Source organism: Pseudomonas sp. Fl4BN1, assembly GCF_009908285.1.
In the GTDB taxonomy this organism is placed as follows: Bacteria; Pseudomonadota; Gammaproteobacteria; order Pseudomonadales; family Pseudomonadaceae; genus Aquipseudomonas.
The window spans coordinates 43438-62527 of the sequence record NZ_JAAARM010000001.1; the positions used below are offsets into that span (position 1 = coordinate 43438).

Below are 19090 nucleotides of genomic sequence, written 5' to 3' on the forward strand. Positions count from 1 at the left end.
GCAGTCTAGCGCTGGCCAGCCCTCAATTTACCCTGTGACGATACGGTTCTTGCCCTGGCGCTTGGCCTCGTACATGGCGGCGTCGGCGCGGGCGAACAGGCTGTCGAGGTTTTCATCTTCCGCTAGCAGGCCGGTCAGGCCCTGGCTGATGGTGATGTTGAAGGCCTGGCCGAGGTGGCTGAAGTTCTGGCGCTGGATCTCCCGCTGCAGGCGCTCGGCGACCTGCTGTGCCATTTCCGCAGTGCAACCGGGAAACACCGCGGCGAACTCCTCGCCGCCTATGCGCCCGAACAGGTCGCCGCGGCGCAGCGCCGCGCGCCCGCTTTCAGCAATGCGTTGCAGCACGATGTCACCTTCGGGATGGCCGTAGGTGTCGTTGACCACCTTGAAGTCGTCGATGTCCAGCAGCAGGAAGGCCAGGGGCAAACCGTGCAGGCGAGAGTGTTCGAACTCGCGATTGGCGCATTCGAAGAAGTGTCGGCGGTTGCTGCTCTGGGTCAGCACATCGGTGGTCGCCAGGCGATGCAGCTCGGCTTCCAGGTGTTTCTTCTCGGTGATGTCTTCGGCGATACCGACCACGATGACCGGCTGCCCGGGCTCGGGGTTGCGATTGATGAAACACTTGTCGCTGAGCCAGCGTACCTGGCCCTCGGCGTCGATGATGCGGTACTCGCGATCTTCCACCGCGCCTTTATCCAGGACCTGGGCCAGGCTGCGCTCGGCATATTCCAGGTCATCAGGGTAAATGCTGTCGCGCCACTGGTTGCAGTCCGCCAGCAACAGCCCGGCAGCGCGGCCGAAAATCCGTTCGTAGGCCGGGCTGACGTACAGCACCTGGCGTTTCTCCCAGTCGAAGGCCCAGAGCACCGCGTTGACGCTGACCAGCAAGGAACTGAACAACTGCTCGCGCTCGGTCAGGCGAGCGACCTCGCCCTGGGCGTGCATCAGGGCCATCAGGGTTTGTGCGGCCTCGGGCCACAGGTGCAGCGAAGATGGAGTGTGTAGGTTCTTGTTGACCATCGGCACAGATCTCAAAGGGCGTGCCGCGCGAAGTTCGACGGCGGCTACAACCAAGCCCGCCTGGGTGGCGAAGTGTTGTTTGAGATAGGGGATCGGGCGCTAAGTTCCCGGCTGTGCTCGCGATACCAGAAGCGCCCGCCAGACGGTCGATCGAGTCCGGAGGGCGCCTTTTTGTCGGTGCCGGATCGCCGCCAAGCGCCCTCACCACAGGGTGGTGAGGGGCTGGACTCAGAGCGTGGGACGCAGGGAGTAGGTCTTCAACTGATGGGCGAAGTCCCGCAGGGACTGGATGCCGCTGGCTTCGGCTTCATGTACCCAATCCTTGATCGCCGCCAGCATGTCGTGGCCGTTGGAGCTGGTCTTGACCCAGATCTGTTGCAGGGCCAGGCGCTTCTCGTAGATCACTTTCAGCGCCTGGCTGTGCTCCAGGATGTTCTGGATACGCAGGTGGTGACGGTCTTCCAGCAGGCTGGTTTCCCGGGACAGCAGGCGCTTGGCCCGGTGGAACTGGTGACGCACCGAATGATCGACCTTGGCCAGTTCCTGCTTGACCAGCGGGCCGATCACCAGCTTGCGGTACTGGGCCATGATCTGGAACCGGTTGTTGAGGATGGCCATGGCGGTGTCCATGTCCAGGTGCCCCTTGCCTTCGACCCGGTGGGCGATCGGCGCCACCCGCTGGACCTTGGCCAGGCGCAGGAAGCTGAAGAGCTTGATCCAGGCCCAGCCCATGTCGAACTCCCACTTCTTCACCGAGAGCTTGGCCGAGTTGGGGTAGGTATGGTGGTTGTTATGCAGTTCTTCGCCGCCGACGATGATGCCCCAGGGCACCAGGTTGGTGGCGGCGTCGCGGCATTCGAAGTTGCGGTAGCCGACGGCGTGGCCCAGGCCGTTGATGACGCCCGCGGCCCAGAACGGAATCCACATCATCTGGATGGCCCAGATGGTGATGCCGATGGTGCCGAACAGCAGCAGGTCGATGACCGCCATCAGCGCGATGCCGCCCATCTTGTAGCGGCTGTAGAGGTTGCGCTCGATCCAGTCTTCCGGGCAGTTCTTGCCGTAGATGCGCAGGGTTTCCGGGTTCTGCGCCTCTTCGCGGTACAGTTCGGCGCCCTTGCGCAGCACGGTGGACAAGCCCTTGATCACCGGGCTGTGGGGATCGTCGACGGTCTCGCACTTGGCGTGGTGCTTGCGGTGGATGGCGGTCCACTCGCGGGTGTTCTGCGCCGTGGTCAACCACAACCAGAAACGGAAGAAATGCTTCAGCCCGGCGTTGAGTTCCAGGGCGCGGTGGGCGGAATAGCGATGCAGATAGACCGTGACCGCGACAATGGTCACGTGGGTCATCAACAGGGTGACTGCCACCAGTTGCCAGGCGGACAAGCCAAGTAAACCTTCATACCACATAGGCGATAAGGCCCTCGAAAAAGAAAAAAATAGCTCAGGCATTATCACCAAGCGCACTCAGAAAACCAGTCGCGCTTTCAGATAAGAGTGGCGGAATGTTTCTTCCTCTATAATCCCAAACTTTTCGTGTGGAAATAGACGGACTTATGTCGGTTTCTTATCGCAATGGTTTGCGTGCCGCGCTGCTCTATCTGCTGCTATCGCTGGTCTGGCTGCAGTTCAGTGGTTATTTATTAAGCAGTTTCTTCGATGAGTTAGCCGATCGGGCTCACTGGCAGTCGGTGGGTGCCTATATCTGGGCGGTGTTCAGCGCGGTGCTGATCTTCTTTGCCCGTGCCCGGCTGTTGCGGCTGATGGGGGCCGATCGCTGGTTGCGTCATCAGCAAAAGGATCGCGAGCGTCTGCGCCAGGCTGCGGCGGTGTTCGACTGTACCCGCGAAGGGGTGCTGGTGAGCGACACCCGGGGACAGATCGTCCACGTCAACCGCGCCTTCATCGAGATCACCGGCTACCAGCGCGAAGAAGTGCTGGGTCATCAGCCGAGCATGTTCAAGTCCGGGCATCATTCGGTGGACTTCTACAAGGCGATGTTCGATACCTTGCAGCAAACCGGCGAGTGGAGCGGCGAAATCTGGAATCGCCGCAAGAGCGGTGAAATCTACCCGCAGTGGCAAACCATTCGCGCGATCCACGATGACCAGGGTGAACTCTCCCATTACGTCGCGGTGTTCTCCGACATCAGCGCGATCAAGGATTCCGAGCACGAACTGGCTCACCTGGCCCACCACGACCCGCTGACCGACCTGCCCAATCGCCTGCTGTTCACCGATCGTGCCGAGCAGGCCCTGGCTTCGGCGCAGATCCACAAGCGCGGCTGCGCCATGCTGATGATCGACCTGGATCACTTCAAGATGATCAACGACAGCTTCGGCCACAACGTTGGCGACCAACTGCTCAAGGCCGTGGCCGAGCGCTTGGCGAGCATGTTCGGTCCGGGCATCACCCTGGCGCGCCTGGGGGGTGACGAGTTCGCCGTGCTGGCCGAGAGTTGCCCGCAACTGGTGCAGGCGGCAGCGCTGGCCCAGCGCATCATTGATGGCCTCAAGGAGCCCTTCCAGTTGGGCGAACAGCAACTGGTGACCAATGTCAGCATTGGTATCAGTCTGTTTCCCAGCGATGCCCTGAGCGCCAGCCAACTGCTGCGCAATGCCGATGCGGCGCTGTTCAAGGCCAAGAGCACCGGGCGCAATGGTTATGCCTTGTATACCGAAGAGCTCACCGCCCATGCCCAGCAGCGGGTGGAGACCGCTTTCGAACTGCGCCGGGCCCTGGACCAGCAAGAACTGCGGGTCTACTACCAGCCGGTGCACGACCTCAAGAACAGCCGGTTGATCGGCGTCGAGGCCCTGGTGCGCTGGGAGCACCCCCTGCGTGGCCTGGTGTCGCCGGCGGAGTTCATTCCGATTGCCGAACGCACCGGGATGATTGCCGAGATCGATGCCTGGGTCATGCAGCAGGCTTGCCGGCAGATGTGCCAATGGCAGGCCGAAGGCGTGGTGCTGTCGTTTATCGCGGTGAACGTCTCGACCCGGCTATTCGCCCGCAGCGAGTTGTATCAACAGGTGGCCCAGGTGCTGCACGACACCGGGCTGGACCCGGCCTACCTGGAACTTGAAGTGACTGAAAGCGCGGTGATGGATGATCCTGAGGTGGCCCTGGAGCAGATGCACCGCTTGCGCGAGTTGGGCATTCGCTTGGCCATCGACGACTTCGGCACCGGCTACTCATCGTTGTTGCGGCTCAAGCGCCTTCCGGTACAAAAACTCAAGATCGACCAGGGATTTGTCGCCGGCCTGCCGGGGGACGAAGACGACGCGGCGATTTCCCGGGTCATCATCGCCCTGGCCCAGAGCATGGGCATGCAGGTTCACGCCGAAGGCATCGAGCAGGTGGAGCAGGCGCGGTTTCTTCTCGAGCATGGCTGCGACCTGGGCCAGGGCTACTGGTTCGGCCGGCCGGTGCCGGCGCAGCAACTGGACTGGAGCAACGCGCCGCCGATCTGCTGATCGCCGGAATGGATGCATGCCCCTGTAGCCGCTACTGCAGGGGTGCGCCCCCATTACTCCGCGGATATTGCTCTTGAGGGCCTATCAAGGCCCTTCCAGCCTCATTGCAAGCTGTGGCGGCGGCCACAGGAAACCGCTAAGCCCCCGTCCCGACAGATAATTTTTCTGGTTATATAAACATTCTTAAATAGTATTTTTAAGAATATCCGCGCCTATCTACTATTGCTCCCACGCCACACGCAGTGCCGCCACTGCCAGGCACCTCTCACCCAAGGAGCAGCACCATGAGCGCATCTCTACGCAGCGTTGACGGCCAGGACGAAGCAACCATCTTGCGTGAAATCCAGAGCGCGCTGCGCGACCTGCGTTTCGGCGCGGTGGAAATCACCGTGCACAACGCCCAGGTGGTGCAGATCGAACGCAAGGAAAAATTCCGCCTGCAACAGCCCGGCAACAAACCCAGTTAATCGTCGTCTAGCCGAATCCCGCGTCACCCTCTCGACCGAGAGGCCCGACTGGTCAACCGGAGGGCGTGATCCATGACCCCCAGCATGAACCCCAGCGTTCACCCACGAATGCGGGCCTGAATCGCCATAAGAAAAAGCCAGCACCTTAAAAAATTTCAGGAGCTTCACCATGTCATCGATTCGCCGTTATGCCCTGGCCGCACTCGCCAGCGCCGTTTTTGCCGGTTCCGCCGTTGCCAAGGATTACGAGCTGCTCAACGTCTCCTACGACCCGACCCGCGAGCTGTACCAGGACTACAACGCCGAGTTCACAAGCTTCTGGAAGCAGTCGCATCCCGGCGATAACGTGAAGATCCAGCAATCCCACGGCGGTTCCGGCAAGCAAGGCCGGGCAGTGATCGATGGCTTGCGCGCTGATGTGGTGACCCTGGCCCTGGCCGGCGACATCGACGAAATCGCCAAGCTCGGCAAGACCCTGCCGGCGGACTGGCAGAAGCGCCTGCCGGACGCCAGCACCCCCTACACCTCGACCATCGTGTTCCTGGTGCGCAAGGGCAACCCCAAGGGCATCAAGGACTGGGGCGACCTGATCAAGAAAGACGTCTCGGTGATCACCCCGAACCCGAAAACCTCCGGCGGTGCGCGCTGGAACTTCCTGGCCGCCTGGGCCTACGGCCTGAAAGCCGGCGGTAGCGAAGCCAAGGCTCAGGAATACGTGAAGGAGCTGTTCAAGCACGTACCGATCCTCGACACCGGTGCGCGCGGCTCGACCATCACCTTCGTCAACAACGGGCAGGGCGACGTGCTGCTGGCCTGGGAAAACGAAGCCTTCCTGGCCCTCAAGGAAGATGGCGGCGCCGACAAATTCGACATCGTCGTGCCTTCACTGTCGATCCTCGCCGAGCCGCCCGTGGCGGTGGTGGACAAGAACGCCGAGAAAAAGGGCAACACCGAGATTGCCGAGGCCTACCTCAAACACTTGTACAGCCCGGCTGGCCAGGAAATCGCCGCGAAGAACTTCTACCGCCCGCGGGACAAGGACGTAGCCGCCAAATATGCCCAACAGTTCCCCAAACTGGACCTGGTGACTATCGACAAGGACTTCGGCGGCTGGAAAACTGCGCAACCGAAATTCTTCAATGACGGTGGTGTGTTCGACCAGATCTACACGGCGCAGTAACCCCGTAGGAGCTGGCTTGCCAGCGAAGGCGCCCCTGAGGGCAATGCACGACTTGCGGGCCCTTTCGCCGGCAAGCCGACTCCTACCAGGTAGAGCCCGCATTGAGTTGCGGGTTTTGCGTATCCGTTTCGTTAACCAAGGACTTTTATGTCGCGTCGTATCTCCCCCGTCATACCCGGCTTCGGGCTGACGCTGGGCTACACCTTGGTGTACCTCAGCCTGATTGTGCTCATCCCCCTGGCGGCGATGTTCGTGCATGCCGCGCAACTCACTTGGGACCAGTTCTGGGCCATCGTCTCGGCGCCACGGGTGCTCGCCGCCCTCAAGCTGAGTTTCGGCACCGCGCTGTGCGCGGCGATCATCAATGGCATTATCGGCACGCTGCTGGCCTGGGTCCTGGTGCGTTATACCTTCCCCGGACGCAAGATCATCGACGCGATGATCGACCTGCCGTTTGCCCTGCCCACTGCGGTGGCCGGCATCGCCCTGACCGCGTTGTATGCGCCCACCGGGCTGGTGGGCCAGTTCGCCACCGACCTGGGGTTCAAGATCGCCTACACGCCCCTGGGCATCACCCTGGCCCTGACCTTCGTCACCCTGCCGTTCGTGGTGCGCACGGTGCAGCCGGTGCTGGCGGACATTCCCCGTGAAGTGGAAGAAGCCGCCGCCTGCCTCGGCGCCAAACCGTTGCAGGTGTTCCGTTACATCCTGGTGCCGGCGTTGCTGCCAGCCTGGCTCACCGGTTTTGCCCTGGCCTTTGCCCGGGGCGTTGGTGAGTACGGCTCGGTGATCTTTATCGCCGGCAACATGCCGATGAAAACCGAGATCCTGCCGCTGCTGATCATGGTCAAGCTCGACCAGTACGATTACACCGGCGCTACCGCCATCGGCGTGCTGATGCTGGTGGTTTCCTTTGTCCTGTTGCTGCTGATCAACCTGTTGCAGCGGCGCATCGAACGACCTTAAGGAGGCGCGAACATGTCCCAATCGTCTATTTCCGCAGCCTCTTCGGCCAACGCCGCAAGGCGCGGCAGTGCAGGCTCGCGGCGTATCCTGATCGGTCTTGGCTGGCTGGTCTTCGCACTGTTCCTGCTGCTGCCCTTGTTCATCGTCGTGTCCCAGGGCCTGAAGCTCGGGCTGGGGGCGTTCTTCGAGGCGATCTTCGAACCCGACGCGCTGTCGGCACTGAAGCTCACGGTGTTCGCGGTGCTGATCTCGGTGCCGCTGAACCTGGTCTTCGGGGTGTGCGCCGCCTGGTGCGTGAGCAAGTACTCGTTTCGTGGCAAGAGCATCCTGGTGACCCTGATCGACTTGCCGTTCTCGGTTTCCCCGGTGATCGCGGGCCTGGTCTATGTGCTGATGTTCGGTGCCCAGGGCCTGTTCGGCCCGTGGCTGCAGGATCACGACATCCAGATCGTCTTCGCCCTGCCGGGCATTGTCCTGGCCACCATCTTCGTCACCGTGCCCTTCGTCGCCCGTGAACTGATCCCGCTGATGCAGGAGCAGGGCACCCAGGAAGAGGAAGCTGCGAGGCTGCTGGGGGCCAATGGCTGGCAGATGTTCTGGCACGTCACGGTGCCGAACATCAAATGGGGCCTGATCTATGGCGTGGTGCTCTGTACCGCCCGGGCCATGGGCGAGTTCGGCGCGGTGTCGGTGGTTTCCGGGCACATCCGCGGGGTGACCAACACCCTGCCGCTGCACGTGGAGATCCTCTACAACGAGTACAACCACGTTGCCGCCTTTGCCGTGGCCAGCCTGTTGCTGATCCTTGCGTTGTTCATCCTGCTGCTCAAGCAGTGGAGCGAATCCCGAATCAACCGCCTGCGCGCTAGCGCCGCGGAGGAATAAGACATGTCGATCGAAGTCCGTAACGTCAGCAAGAACTTCAACGCCTTCAAGGCTCTGAACAGCATCAACCTGGATATCCACAGCGGCGAGCTGGTGGCCCTGCTGGGTCCGTCCGGCTGCGGCAAGACCACCCTGCTGCGGATCATCGCCGGCCTGGAAACCCCCGACGACGGCAGCATCGTGTTCCATGGCGAGGACGTCTCCGGCCACGACGTGCGTGATCGCAACGTCGGTTTCGTGTTCCAGCACTACGCCCTGTTCCGTCACATGAGCGTGTTCGACAACGTTGCCTTCGGCCTGCGCATGAAGCCGAAGAACCAGCGTCCCAGCGAGAGCAAGATCGCCGAGAAGGTCCACGAGCTGCTGAACATGGTGCAACTGGACTGGCTCTCCGACCGTTACCCGGAGCAGCTGTCCGGCGGCCAGCGCCAGCGTATCGCCCTGGCCCGTGCCTTGGCGGTAGAACCCAAGGTGCTGTTGCTGGACGAGCCCTTCGGTGCCCTTGACGCCAAGGTCCGCAAGGAACTGCGGCGCTGGCTGGCGCGGTTGCACGAAGACATCAACCTGACCTCGGTGTTCGTCACCCACGACCAGGAAGAGGCGATGGAAGTGGCCGACCGCATCGTGGTGATGAACAAGGGCGTGATCGAGCAGATCGGCTCCCCGGGCGAGGTCTACGAGAACCCGGCCAGCGACTTCGTCTACCACTTCCTCGGCGACTCCAACCGCTTGCACCTGGGTGAGGACCAGCACGTGCTGTTCCGTCCCCACGAAGTGTCGCTGTCGCGCTCGGAACTGGAAGACCACCACGCCGCCGAAGTGCGCGACATCCGTCCGCTGGGCGCCACCACCCGGGTGACCCTCAAGGTCGAAGGGCAGAGCGAGCTGATCGAAGCCGAAGTGGTGAAGGATCACGACAGCCTGATCGGCCTGGCCAAGGGCGAGACCCTGTTCTTCAAGCCCAAGGTCTGGCAGAAACTCGCCAGCCTCTGACTCCAGCCGGCCCCTCCGTAGGAGCTGGCTTGCCAGCGAAAGCGTCCTCCAGGTTTGCACACGGCTCGGGGGCCCTTTCGCCGGCAAGCCGGCTCCTACGGGGATGGTGTGGGGGGCGATGGCGCCCGGCTATTACCGCTAGCTCGATTCGATCTATGGCCTGTGTACTGGCCGCAACATTCCTTATCTACGCTGGAAATTGTGCCAGGAGGGCGCGATTGAAGAGTCCATGACGGACCGGCGCTTTGTCTCCTGGCCAGCCTGATGCCAAGGAGACAAGCATGAAAAAGGAAGTCCATCGGCCCTGTCCGAGGTTCGGTTGTGCGCTATTGGGTGCACTGCTCAGCCCGCTAGCCCTCGCCGTTACACCCCCCACCCTGTCCCCGCAGATCCCTTTCGACGTCAAGGTCACCCTACCTCCGACCTTGGAAAGCCTGCAGCGCGATTTCGACGTGCTGTCCTGGCAAACCTTCATTGCCCTCAACTGGCCGGCCCAGGACGACGGCAGCCCGGCCCCCGGACTGATCGGCCAGGAAGATGGCCCCACCGTCTGGGAGAGCTGGAAAGAGAGCTACCAGATCTTCCGGCCCAAGGGCGAGAAGCCTGCGCCCTGGGATGCCCCCGCGAGCATTCCCAAGGTCTGTGAAGGGCTCAAGCCCGGGCGCCTGCTGCAGCAGATGGGCAAGGTCGCAGGTGTCCTGGACGAGTTCATCCAGCCGTTCCAGAGCGGCCCGCTGGTGGACCAGAGCGGCACCTACACCCGCAACGAAATCGTGGTCAACCGGCCGATGTTCGACGACATCCTCAACAAGGGGCTGTACAGCATCGAGGGGCAGAAAGCGTATTTTGCCGCCAGCGACAAAAACCTCGTGGCCTTCAGTTGTGGCTCCACCGAGGACAAGCAGGTCGGCGCGATCATGGTCAAGGCGTCATGGAAGGTGCTCGACGGCAATGACCAGCGCAGCCGTTTCCATACGGTCGACGCCCTGGTCTACACCCCCGGCAATATCGATCCGGCTCATGGCCCGATCGTCGAAGAGTCGTGCAAGGCCGAACCGGTGGGCCTGGTGGGCCTGCACATCGTGCACAAGACCAAGGAGGCGCCGCAGTGGGTGTGGTCGACCTTCGAACATGTGGACAACGTGCCGGAAAAAACCACCCCGCCGGACCAGCGCAAAGGGCCGTACCTGTTCTACAACGCCGCCAGCCAGGCCGAGATCAACCAGCCGCCACCGCGGCCCTGGAACCCGTCGGTGAAGGCCACGCCGTCGCAGATCGTGCGCGAAATCCCCCTGACCGCCGAGACCAAGGCGCTGAACGGCACCTTTCAGGCGTTGCTGCGCACGGCCAACCCCCAGAGCGTGTGGGCCAACTATCAACTGATCAACACCCAGTGGCCCGCCGATCGGGCCAAAGACTGTGGCGCCCCCTCGCCGACCAATCCCCTGGGCAGCCCGGCACCGACCTTCCTCGCCAACGCGACCTTGGAAACCTTTATCCAGGGCACGGTGCCCCAGGCCTCTTCCAGCTGCATGGACTGCCACAACAACGCCACCACCCGGGTCACCCAGAACCCGCGCACCACCTTTGCCGACTTCACCTATCTGCTGGAGCGTGCCCAATCCACTGGCGCCGCAGGGAGTAAACCATGAGTACTGATCGTGCGAACTTTGTCGGCCTGTCCTCGGCACTGCTGGGGATCGGTATTGATTTTCTGGCGCCGCTGATAGACCCCATCGACCTGCCCACGAAGTTCCTGGCCTACATCCGTCCACGACTCACCGATGCAGTGCTCGATGCCTTGCTGAGCCAGTACGCGACTCTGGCCGCCGATCATCTGCCATCGGACGAAATCGCCAAAGTGCTGCTCGCAGATCCCAAACATCAGGCAACCCAGGCCTGCCGCTCGATCATGAAACTGTGGCTGCTGGGGGTCTGGTACCAGCCTTATGAAGCCGGCCGCTACCAGGAAAAGCAGCAGTCGGTAGTGTCCGACCTGGCCTATCAGCAGAGTTGGGCCTGGAGGGCCGCGCAGGCCCATCCCATGGGCTATAGCCAGTTTCATTTCGGCTACTGGGGCGAGACGCCGCCCAGCCTGGAAGCCTTTACCGGCGTGCCTTCCAAGGTTCAGCAAGGAGCTTCGTCATGAGCGTGGAACAAGCGGATGTGGTGATCGTCGGTGCCGGTTTGGCGGGCAGCATTATTGCCTATCAGCTGGGCCTGGCCGGGGTCAGTGTCCTGGTGCTGGAATCCGGGCCGAGCATTCCGGCCAATCGCACTCAATACATGGAGCGTTTCTACAACGCTACCCTGAAAACACCGGAGTCGCCGTACCCGCCGGCCAGCACTCTGCAGCCGCAGCTGTACCCGGAACTGCAGCCGGCCCAGCAGAACGCGCCGCGGCCCACCATTGCCGACCTGATCAATGGCTGGCAGAACCCGCAGACCAGCTACCTGGTGCAGAAAGGCCCGCTGGCCTTCACCAGCACCTATGAGCGCGTCGGTGGTGGCACCACCTGGCACTGGGTTGCCACCTGCCTGCGCATGCTGCCGAATGATTTTCGCCTCAAATCGCAGTATGGCGTCGGGGTCGACTGGCCCATCGGTTACGAGGACTTGCAAAGCGCCTATTGCCGCGCCGAGGTGGAGATTGGCGTGGCGGCGGATGTCGCCGACCAGGGCTACCTGGGCATGACCTTTCCCGAGGACTATCAATTCCCCATGCACAGCATTCCGCTGTCCCTGGTGGACGACAGTTTCGTCAAGGCGGTGAAAGGCCGCTCGTTCGCCGGCATGCCGCTGCTGGTGAGCCCGACTCCGGCCGGGCGCAACTCCGAGCCATATGCCGGGCGCCGGGTCTGTGCGGGCAATACCAACTGCACGCCGATCTGCCCGATCCAGGCCAAGTACGACGCCACGGTGACCCTGAACAAGGCCCTGGAAACCGGCAATGTACGGGTGCTGTACAAGACCGTGGCGAGCAAGGTCCGGGTTGCCACGGATTCCAGCATCATCGGCATCGAGTTCATCCAATACCAACTGGGTGACGGTCCGCCCACCGCCAATGGCGTGGCCCAGGGCAAGCACTATGTGATTGCCGCCCACGCCATCGAGACTCCAAAACTGCTGCTCAACTCGGCCTGCCCCGAGGCGCCCCAGGGCGTCGCCAACAGCAGTGGCCAGGTCGGCCGCAGCCTCTCGGACCACCCGATCTACCTGGCCTGGGGCCTGATGCCGGAAGGTCAGTCGGTGTTTCCATACCGCGGGCCGGTGTCCACCGCGGGAATTGAAAGCCTGCGCGACGGGGCCTTCCGCAGCCAGCGTGCGGCCTGGCGCATCGAGATTGGCAACGAGGGCCTGAACTGGCCCATTGGCGATCCCTACACCACGGTGTGCGACCTGATCGATGGCGAGAACATCAGTCGGACCAATCCCTTGCCTGGAGTCCAGCAGCCGCCCAGCGCACTCTACGGACGCGATTTGATCCAGGCCCTCAACGACCGCCTGATCCGCCAGTTCCGTATCGGTTTCCTGGTGGAGCAGGTGGAGGACAATCCGGACCAGGCCGATTGCTACATCGTGCCCTCCAGCGAATACACGGACCGCCTGGGCATCCCTCGGCCGGAGATTCATTACAACCTGTCGAACTACACCAAGGAGGGCTTCAAGCAGGCCCGGCAGGCGGCCACCTACATCATCACCGAGCTGCTGGGGGCCACCGAGCTCACCGACCTCAAGCCGGATCCGGCATTCAATCCGGGGTACTTCGTCTACGACGGCGAACCCTACAGCTTCCAGGGCGCGGGGCACCTGATGGGCACCTACCGCATGGGCGACAATCGCAACACTTCGGTGGTCGACAAGCACCAGCGCAGTTGGGACCACCACAACCTGTTCCTGGTGGGGGATGGGGTGTTCCCCTCCAATGGCACTGCCAACCCGAGCCTGACCATCGCCGCCTTGTCGTTCCAGGCCGCAGATGTGCTGGCCAATGAACTCCGGGCCAGCACGGCGACGGTCCAGGCCAACCAACCGTGGCAGGGCACCGGAGTGCAGTTCAATGGCATCAGCCCGCGCCTGGTGCGCTGTGTCAGTGGGCGCTGGTCGGCCAGCCCGGCGGGGGGCATGGTCGATGGCCTGGGCAATCCGGCCTTTGTCGCCAAGCCTGGCTACACCTTGCCGGGAGCCAATGAAGGGGCGTTGATCGGGCGGGTCGGGGTGGACGGGGACCCCTTCCTGATCGGCGATCTGGCTGCGATCCCGGCTGGCCGCAAAGGCGAGCTGCAACTGTGCATCAACGACGATCTTGAGGGCCGTTACGGTGTCGGCCTGCAGGACAACCAGGGTGCGCTGACAGTGCGAGTGGAGTTCGGCACCTTGTGAATGATCCGCCCGGGAGCGTACCTGGCGCTCCCGGGCGGAGTTTCAGACCAGGGCTTTCTTGTGGCGCAGGGCGACGGGGCCGGAGCGCTGCTCGATGGCCTGTTTCAAGTCCTGGCGCAGCCCCAGCAGGAACGCCAGCTCGGCTACCACGAACAACGGGCCGATGATCAAGCCCGACAGGTCGTCGACGAAGGCCGGCTTGCGACCCTCGTAGTAATGGCCGATGAACTGGATCACCCAACCGATCACGAACAGGCCCAGGCCGCTGCTCAGCCAGAGCCCGGTGCTGTGTGCCGCCAGCGCCTGACCGATCCATACCGACAGGCCCATCAGCACACTCATCAGCAGTCCCAGGCGCAACTCCAGGCGCAGGTAGAACACCGACGCGGCAAGGGCCAGCAGCACCGCCGGCGACCATGCAATGCCCGCCATGCTCCAGGCGGGACGCGACAACAGCACCGCCACCGCCACCACGATCATCGGAATGCCGATAAAGTGGCTGGCGATATTGCGCGGGTCGCGGTGGTAGGCGGCGTATTGACTGAGATGATCAACGAGGCTTTTCATTGTTGTTCCTCCGTTAGGGTGGCTGGATCATGCCCGGTGCCCGCTCACGGCTCTGTCAGCTAGGCGACAATTATCCCGATGCCCTCAGGAACCCCCTTGTCCATGGATATGCAGCAGTGGCGTGAGTGCCTGATGACCGGCCAGTGGTTCAGCCATCTGCCGGCTTCATTACAGAATAGTTTGCTCAGCGGTGCCCGCCTGCGCCGGCTGGTGCCAGGGCAGTGCCTGTTCCTGCGTGGTGATCCGCCCTGCGGCCTGTACGCGGTGCTGGAGGGCACGGTGCGGGTCGGCGCGGTCAGCGAACAGGGCAAGGAGGCCCTGCTGAGCCTGATGGAAGCGCCCCACTGGTTCGGCGAAATCTGCCTGTTCGATGGCCAGCCGCGCACCCACGATGCTTACGCCGAGGGCGCCTGTACCCTGCTTCAGGTGCCGCAGGCAGCACTGTTGCAGCTTCTGGAGCAACAGCCGCAGTACTGGCGCCAGTTCGCCCTGTTGATGAGCCACAAACTGCGCCTGGCCTTTATCAACCTGGAGCAACTGAGCCTGATGCCAGCTCCGGCTCGGGTGGCCAGCCGCCTGCTGGCGATGGCTGCCGGCTACGGTGAAGTGGCCCAGGCCCGCCGTGTGCTGCAACTGCCCCAGGAGCAACTGGCGCTGATGCTCTCGCTGTCGCGCCAGACCACCAACCAGATCCTCAAGGATCTGCAGAACCAGGGCATTCTGCGCCTGAGCTACGGCGAGATCGAAATCCTCGACACCGAGCGCCTGCGCGCCCTCGCCGGCAAGCCGGCTCCTACAGCCCCCGCGATGTTCCGCCAGCCGTAGGAGCTGGCTTGCCAGCGAAGAGGCCCTCAAGACCGCCCTCGCCAGCAGTCAGCGCCTACGAGCCACGATAGGTCGAGAACCCATAAGGGCTGAGCAACAACGGAATGTGGTAATGCTGCTCGGTCTGCTTGACCTCGAAGATCACCGGAATCTCCGGGAAGAAGGTCTCGCGCTTGGCCTGCCTGAAGTATTCGCCCGTCTTGAACACCACTCGATATTCGCCAGCAGTCAGGGCCTGGCCGGCGGGAAACAGCTCGCTGATCCGCCCTTGTTCGTTGGTCACGCCAGTGGACAACGCTTTCCAGTCCTGGCCCACATGCTGCTCGAGGGTCACCTTGACCCCCGGCGAGGGCAAACCGTTCTCCAGGTTCAGCACATGCACGCTCAAGGGGTTGCCGGCCGCCAAGGCCAGGCTCGACAGACCGCAGAGGCCGACAGCGGCCAGAGCATTACGCAAAAAAATCATGAACGACTCCTCATTGCATTGATCAAAAAAAACCAGCCGATAGACGTCACAGCGCGGCCCGCAAACCGACCTTTTGCGCCGCCTTGAGCGCACATTCCTCGTCTTGCGCGGCACCACCGGCACCGGCAATGCCCATTGCGCCGACCAGTTCATGGCCGGCGAACAACGGAATGCCGCCACCGAGCAGCAACAGCTCCGGCAAGGTATTGAGATTGGCCGCCTCGGGGTTGCTCCGTGCCCGCTCGGCGAACAGCCGGCTCGGGGTCTTGCTGGACAGCGCGGTATAGGCCTTGCGCTGGCTGGCGAGGGTGTTGTGCGGGCCCACGCCATCACTGCGCAAAGTCACCAGCAGGTTGCCGCCACGGTCCAGCACCGAAACCACGGCCGTACACTGGGCCAGGCTGGCGTCCGCCAACTGACGGGCGGTGGCCAGGTCCAACTCGGCGTGACGGGGCAGTTCCAGCTCCGCCAGGGCGCTGCCGGCAAGGCTCAGGCCAAGGCTCAGAACAAGGGTTTTGCAAATCATGGGAAGGCTCCGCAAAGACAGGTCGCCACCTTAGCCAGCCGTCCTCGTCAGAACCTCGTCAGTTGGATTACAAGTTTGTAATGGGCAAGCGCCTGCCAGGCGCCTAGCCTGTGCCGATCATTCTTGAGGTGCGCCATGCGTTTGCTGGTAGTTGAAGACGAAGCCAAGACCGCGAATTTCCTCGCCAAGGGCCTGGGCGAGTCCGGTTTTGCCGTCGACGTGGCCTTGAACGGCCTGGACGGGCGTTACTTTATCGAGCAGCAGGCCTACGACCTGATCATCCTCGACGTGATGCTTCCCGGGCTCAACGGCTGGCAACTGCTGCAGCTGGTCCGCCAGCGTGGTGCCACCCCGGTATTGTTCCTCACCGCCCGTGACGCCATCGAAGACCGGGTCCGCGGCCTTGAATTGGGGGCCGACGACTATCTGCTCAAACCCTTCGCCTTCGCCGAATTGCTGGCCCGGGTTCGCACCCTGCTGCGTCGGGGGCCTATGCGCGAGGCTGAGTCCTACAGCATCGCCGACCTGGAAATCGATGTACTGCGTCGCCGGGTCAGTCGTGGTGGCCAGCGTATTGCCCTGACCAACAAGGAGTTCGCCCTGCTGCACTTGCTGGCCAGCCGCCAGGGCGAAGTGCTGTCGCGGACCCTGATCGCATCCCAGGTGTGGAACCTGAATTTCGACAGCGACACCAACATGGTGGAGGTGGCAGTGCGTCGGTTGCGGGCCAAGGTCGATGATCCCTACATGCCGAAACTGATCCACACCGTGCGTGGCGTCGGTTACCAGTTGGAAGCCCCGGATGAAGCGCTCTAGTTCCATTGCCTGGCGCCTGGCACTGGCGTTTGCCGCGGTCTGTGCTCTGGTGTTGAGTGTGATCGGGGTATTTCTCTACCGCTCCCTGGCCGCAGAGATTGCCTACCGCGACGACCTCGCCCTGCTGGGACGCCTGGAGCAGGTACGGGCCCTGTTGCAGGACAGCGACAGCCTTGATGCCCTGCAAGCCCGGCCGCGCCTGTACCAGAACATGCTGGGCAACCAGGACAGCCTGTTGCTGGTGCAACGGGCCGACGGTTCCACGGTGATCGATATCAACCCGCGACAACAAAGCCTGCCGGCACTGGTGCCGATCCTCCTGGCGCAACCGCCACAACGTCGCGATATCAGCGTATGGCCCGGCGCCGGCGATGTTCCGGTCGCCTTGCTGGCGGGACAGGCCCGCGGACCCCAGGGCGAAGCCTTGACCGTGGTCGCCGGCAAGGTCCTCAGCGAACGTGAGCAGATGCTTGCCAGCTATCGCCTGCGCTTGTACCTGGCGGTGGGAGTGGGGGCTCTATTGGCGTTTGCCCTGGGGCTGCTGCTGTTGCGCCGAGGCTTGCGCCCCTTGCGCCAGCTCAGCGAGTCGGTCCGCCAGATTGATTTGCGCAGCCTCGACCAGCGCCTGCAGACCACCGGCATCCCAGCGGAATTCCACGAGCCGGTACAGGCCTTGAACGCCATGCTGGCGCGGCTGGACGAGAGCTTCCAGCGCCTGTCGCAGTTCTCCGCCGACCTGGCCCACGAGATCCGCACGCCGTTGCACAACCTCCTGGGCAGCAACGGCCTGGCGTTGAACCAGCCGCGCAGCGCCGCCGAATACCAAGAGGTGCTGGCGTCGAATATGGAGGAGTTCGAGCGGCTCACGCGGATGGCCCAGAACCTGTTGTTCCTGGCGCGCACCGAACAGGCTGAACAGGCCCTGGACCTGCGTCCGCTGACATTGGCGGGGGTCGGCGCGGAGCTCTGCGACTACTTCGAAGCCCTGGCCGATGACCGGAATATCCGCCTGGAGAATGGTTTTTCCGGCGAACTGCAGGCTGACCAGCAATTGTTGCAGCGGGCCCTGGGCAACCTGTTGGCCAACGCCGTGCGGCATGCCGACCAGGGCTCGGTGATCAGCTTGCGCCGCCGCGTCGAAGCGGGCTGGTGCTGGCTGCAGGTGCACAACCAGGGGCCGGCGATTGCCCCCGAGCATGTGTCCCGGCTGTTCGACCGTTTTTATCGGGTCGATCCGTCCCGGGCCGAACCGGGAGACTCCGGGGGCCTGGGCCTGGCCATCGTTCGCTCGATCATGCTGCTGCATGGTGGCCAGGTCCGGGTGACCAGCGATCAACAGGCGACGCTATTCGAACTGGGTTTTCCATTGGCCTAGCCGCTGCCGGGTCTGCGAGGCGGTGATCGAGCGCTATGTGGGCAAGGCGCCAACCGTCAACGCATCCCGTCCCTGAACTGCCCCGGGGTCAGCCCGGTCCAGCGTTTGAACGCTCGGCTGAAGCTGCTGGCGTCGGCAAAGCCGAGCAGGTAGCTGATTTCGCTCAGGGAACATTCCAGATCTTGCAGGTGCAGCAGGGCGAGGTTCTCCCGGCATTCGTTGAGCAGGGTGTCGAAGCGCGTGCCTTCATCCGCCAAGTGCCGCTGCAGGCTGCGCAAACTCAGGTTCAGGCTCTGGGCAACCCGTTCGGCAGAGGGCTCGCCCTCCGGCAGTTGGGCTTCAATCACCCCGCGCACCTTGCGCTCCCAGGTCAGGGGCCGCAGTTGCGCCAGGGTACGCTTGAGCACCGCTTCGTTGTGTTCCGCCAGCTCCGGGTTGGCGTCGTCCAGGTGGCTGTCGAAATCGTGCAGGCCGAACTCCAGGCAGTCGTCGGCGGCGTCGAATTGCACCGGGCAGCGAAACACCTTGTGCCACTGGCTCGGGTCTTGTGGTGCCGGGCGCCGCAGTTGCACCGCCAGTGGCGCATAGTCGCGGCCCAGGCGATTGCGGCAGGTGCGCACATAGATCGCGGCAAACGCGTCGATGGCCTCGAACGCCGGCTGTGGCGAACCTGGCGGCACCTTGAGGAAGAACCGATAGCGATCCGTCTCTCGAGTCAGGGCCAGTTCCAGGGCGTCGCTGACCACTTGGTGATAGCGCACGATGCGCTCGAACACTTCCCGCAGGCTGCCGCTGGCCACCAGGGCGTAGCCCAGGGCATGGAAGGTGGTGGGGCTGACAAAGCGCGACACCCGCAAGCCAATGGCCGGATCGCCGCTCGCCTGTACCGCCAGGTGCCACAGGCGGGTAGTGGCCGACAGCGGATAGCGGGCGTTGGGGTCGTCCATCAATTGCGGGTCGAGCCCGGCTTCACGGCACAGCGCGCCGCTGTCGAGGTCGAGGGCATCCAGTTGTTTGCGCAAGGCGCGGGTCCAACTGGCGAGGGAAGTGGCTTCAGTCATGCGATTTGGCGCGTCCGGTCAACAGGTTGGCGTTTACGGCTAGCGCCCGGAGCCAGGGCTCGGGGCAGGATGCACAGATCACTG

The 19090-nt window shown here is 63.1% G+C and carries 18 protein-coding genes; 12 read left to right on the forward strand and 6 right to left on the reverse strand.

Translation table 11 applies throughout. The features are described from left to right. Nucleotides 1-27: 27 nt before the first annotated feature. Both GV818_RS00185 and desA read right to left on the reverse strand, forming a co-directional pair. On the reverse strand, nucleotides 28-1020 hold the full coding sequence (locus tag GV818_RS00185) for a GGDEF domain-containing protein (protein WP_161775583.1): 993 nt from the start codon (nucleotides 1018-1020) through the stop codon (nucleotides 28-30). Nucleotides 1021-1248: 228 nt separating this feature from the next. Continuing rightward, nucleotides 1249-2430: a delta-9 fatty acid desaturase DesA gene (gene desA, locus GV818_RS00190; protein ID WP_161753971.1), complete on the reverse strand. Its 1182-nt coding sequence runs from the start codon at nucleotides 2428-2430 to the stop codon at nucleotides 1249-1251. Nucleotides 2431-2576: 146 nt separating this feature from the next. Between desA and dibA the strand changes: the two genes are divergently transcribed. The 9 genes from dibA (at nucleotide 2577) to GV818_RS00235 (ending at nucleotide 13370) form a co-directional block, all read left to right on the forward strand. Continuing rightward, nucleotides 2577-4496 (forward strand): phosphodiesterase DibA, encoded by a 1920-nt coding sequence (gene dibA, locus GV818_RS00195; RefSeq protein WP_161753973.1) that lies wholly within the window; start codon nucleotides 2577-2579, stop codon nucleotides 4494-4496. A gap of 284 nt (nucleotides 4497-4780) precedes the next feature. Next, complete coding sequence (gene oscA / locus GV818_RS00200) at nucleotides 4781-4963, forward strand: sulfur starvation response protein OscA (protein WP_022643503.1); 183 nt, start codon at nucleotides 4781-4783, stop codon at nucleotides 4961-4963. A gap of 169 nt (nucleotides 4964-5132) precedes the next feature. Next, nucleotides 5133-6143, forward strand: a complete 1011-nt coding sequence (locus GV818_RS00205; RefSeq protein WP_161753975.1) for a sulfate ABC transporter substrate-binding protein — start codon at nucleotides 5133-5135, stop codon at nucleotides 6141-6143. A gap of 147 nt (nucleotides 6144-6290) precedes the next feature. Further along, nucleotides 6291-7109, forward strand: coding sequence for a sulfate ABC transporter permease subunit CysT (gene cysT, locus GV818_RS00210; protein WP_161753977.1), 819 nt, complete (start codon nucleotides 6291-6293; stop codon nucleotides 7107-7109). Nucleotides 7110-7121: 12 nt separating this feature from the next. Beyond that, nucleotides 7122-7994, forward strand: a complete 873-nt coding sequence (cysW, locus tag GV818_RS00215) for a sulfate ABC transporter permease subunit CysW (RefSeq protein WP_161753979.1) — start codon at nucleotides 7122-7124, stop codon at nucleotides 7992-7994. A 3-nt stretch (nucleotides 7995-7997) separates the two neighbouring features. After that, nucleotides 7998-8987: a sulfate/molybdate ABC transporter ATP-binding protein gene (locus GV818_RS00220; protein ID WP_161753981.1), complete on the forward strand. Its 990-nt coding sequence runs from the start codon at nucleotides 7998-8000 to the stop codon at nucleotides 8985-8987. A gap of 281 nt (nucleotides 8988-9268) precedes the next feature. Continuing rightward, on the forward strand, nucleotides 9269-10639 hold the full coding sequence (locus GV818_RS00225) for a cytochrome C (protein ID WP_256667357.1): 1371 nt from the start codon (nucleotides 9269-9271) through the stop codon (nucleotides 10637-10639). Beyond that, a complete protein-coding gene (locus GV818_RS00230; protein ID WP_161753983.1) occupies nucleotides 10636-11136 on the forward strand; it encodes a sorbitol dehydrogenase in 501 nt (166 codons plus the stop codon). Before GV818_RS00225 ends, GV818_RS00230 begins: the two co-directional genes overlap by 4 nt. Next, complete coding sequence (locus GV818_RS00235; protein WP_161753985.1) at nucleotides 11133-13370, forward strand: GMC family oxidoreductase; 2238 nt, start codon at nucleotides 11133-11135, stop codon at nucleotides 13368-13370. Before GV818_RS00230 ends, GV818_RS00235 begins: the two co-directional genes overlap by 4 nt. Before the next feature lie 42 nt (nucleotides 13371-13412). Here GV818_RS00235 and GV818_RS00240 read toward each other — a convergent pair whose 3' ends face one another. Further along, nucleotides 13413-13937 (reverse strand): DUF962 domain-containing protein, encoded by a 525-nt coding sequence (locus tag GV818_RS00240; protein ID WP_161775584.1) that lies wholly within the window; start codon nucleotides 13935-13937, stop codon nucleotides 13413-13415. A 102-nt stretch (nucleotides 13938-14039) separates the two neighbouring features. Here GV818_RS00240 and GV818_RS00245 point away from each other — a divergent pair, with 102 nt between their 5' ends. Further along, complete coding sequence (locus tag GV818_RS00245) at nucleotides 14040-14762, forward strand: Crp/Fnr family transcriptional regulator (RefSeq protein WP_161753990.1); 723 nt, start codon at nucleotides 14040-14042, stop codon at nucleotides 14760-14762. 55 nt (nucleotides 14763-14817) lie between these two features. Here the strand turns inward: GV818_RS00245 and uraH are convergent, their stop codons facing one another. Continuing rightward, entirely contained in the window at nucleotides 14818-15228 is a 411-nt protein-coding gene (gene uraH, locus GV818_RS00250; RefSeq protein WP_161753992.1) for a hydroxyisourate hydrolase, read from the reverse strand. A gap of 46 nt (nucleotides 15229-15274) precedes the next feature. Beyond that, nucleotides 15275-15754, reverse strand: a complete 480-nt coding sequence (locus tag GV818_RS00255) for a GlcG/HbpS family heme-binding protein (RefSeq protein WP_161753994.1) — start codon at nucleotides 15752-15754, stop codon at nucleotides 15275-15277. A gap of 135 nt (nucleotides 15755-15889) precedes the next feature. On the opposite strand from GV818_RS00255, the gene GV818_RS00260 reads away from it, so the two are divergent. Further along, nucleotides 15890-16570, forward strand: a complete 681-nt coding sequence (locus GV818_RS00260; RefSeq protein WP_161753996.1) for a heavy metal response regulator transcription factor — start codon at nucleotides 15890-15892, stop codon at nucleotides 16568-16570. Further along, nucleotides 16557-17945 (forward strand): heavy metal sensor histidine kinase, encoded by a 1389-nt coding sequence (locus tag GV818_RS00265; RefSeq protein WP_161753998.1) that lies wholly within the window; start codon nucleotides 16557-16559, stop codon nucleotides 17943-17945. Before GV818_RS00260 ends, GV818_RS00265 begins: the two co-directional genes overlap by 14 nt. Before the next feature lie 56 nt (nucleotides 17946-18001). Here the strand turns inward: GV818_RS00265 and GV818_RS00270 are convergent, their stop codons facing one another. Continuing rightward, nucleotides 18002-19006 carry an AraC family transcriptional regulator gene (locus GV818_RS00270; RefSeq protein WP_161754000.1) on the reverse strand — a complete coding sequence of 335 codons (1005 nt, stop codon included), beginning with the start codon at nucleotides 19004-19006 and terminating at the stop codon, nucleotides 18002-18004. Nucleotides 19007-19090: the final 84 nt, after the last annotated feature.

Excerpts from the sequence above, each read along its gene's own strand:
- GV818_RS00185 (WP_161775583.1), bottom strand. The coding sequence starts at position 1,020 with ATGGTCAACAAGAACCTACACACTCCATCTTCGCTGCACCTGTGGCCC.
- desA (WP_161753971.1), bottom strand. The coding sequence starts at position 2,430 with ATGTGGTATGAAGGTTTACTTGGCTTGTCCGCCTGGCAACTGGTGGCA.
- dibA (WP_161753973.1), top strand. The coding sequence starts at position 2,577 with ATGTCGGTTTCTTATCGCAATGGTTTGCGTGCCGCGCTGCTCTATCTG.
- oscA (WP_022643503.1), top strand. The coding sequence starts at position 4,781 with ATGAGCGCATCTCTACGCAGCGTTGACGGCCAGGACGAAGCAACCATC.
- GV818_RS00205 (WP_161753975.1), top strand. The coding sequence starts at position 5,133 with ATGTCATCGATTCGCCGTTATGCCCTGGCCGCACTCGCCAGCGCCGTT.
- cysT (WP_161753977.1), top strand. The coding sequence starts at position 6,291 with ATGTCGCGTCGTATCTCCCCCGTCATACCCGGCTTCGGGCTGACGCTG.
- cysW (WP_161753979.1), top strand. The coding sequence starts at position 7,122 with ATGTCCCAATCGTCTATTTCCGCAGCCTCTTCGGCCAACGCCGCAAGG.
- GV818_RS00220 (WP_161753981.1), top strand. The coding sequence starts at position 7,998 with ATGTCGATCGAAGTCCGTAACGTCAGCAAGAACTTCAACGCCTTCAAG.
- GV818_RS00225 (WP_256667357.1), top strand. The coding sequence starts at position 9,269 with ATGAAAAAGGAAGTCCATCGGCCCTGTCCGAGGTTCGGTTGTGCGCTA.
- GV818_RS00230 (WP_161753983.1), top strand. The coding sequence starts at position 10,636 with ATGAGTACTGATCGTGCGAACTTTGTCGGCCTGTCCTCGGCACTGCTG.
- GV818_RS00235 (WP_161753985.1), top strand. The coding sequence starts at position 11,133 with ATGAGCGTGGAACAAGCGGATGTGGTGATCGTCGGTGCCGGTTTGGCG.
- GV818_RS00240 (WP_161775584.1), bottom strand. The coding sequence starts at position 13,937 with ATGAAAAGCCTCGTTGATCATCTCAGTCAATACGCCGCCTACCACCGC.
- GV818_RS00245 (WP_161753990.1), top strand. The coding sequence starts at position 14,040 with ATGGATATGCAGCAGTGGCGTGAGTGCCTGATGACCGGCCAGTGGTTC.
- uraH (WP_161753992.1), bottom strand. The coding sequence starts at position 15,228 with ATGATTTTTTTGCGTAATGCTCTGGCCGCTGTCGGCCTCTGCGGTCTG.
- GV818_RS00255 (WP_161753994.1), bottom strand. The coding sequence starts at position 15,754 with ATGATTTGCAAAACCCTTGTTCTGAGCCTTGGCCTGAGCCTTGCCGGC.
- GV818_RS00260 (WP_161753996.1), top strand. The coding sequence starts at position 15,890 with ATGCGTTTGCTGGTAGTTGAAGACGAAGCCAAGACCGCGAATTTCCTC.
- GV818_RS00265 (WP_161753998.1), top strand. The coding sequence starts at position 16,557 with ATGAAGCGCTCTAGTTCCATTGCCTGGCGCCTGGCACTGGCGTTTGCC.
- GV818_RS00270 (WP_161754000.1), bottom strand. The coding sequence starts at position 19,006 with ATGACTGAAGCCACTTCCCTCGCCAGTTGGACCCGCGCCTTGCGCAAA.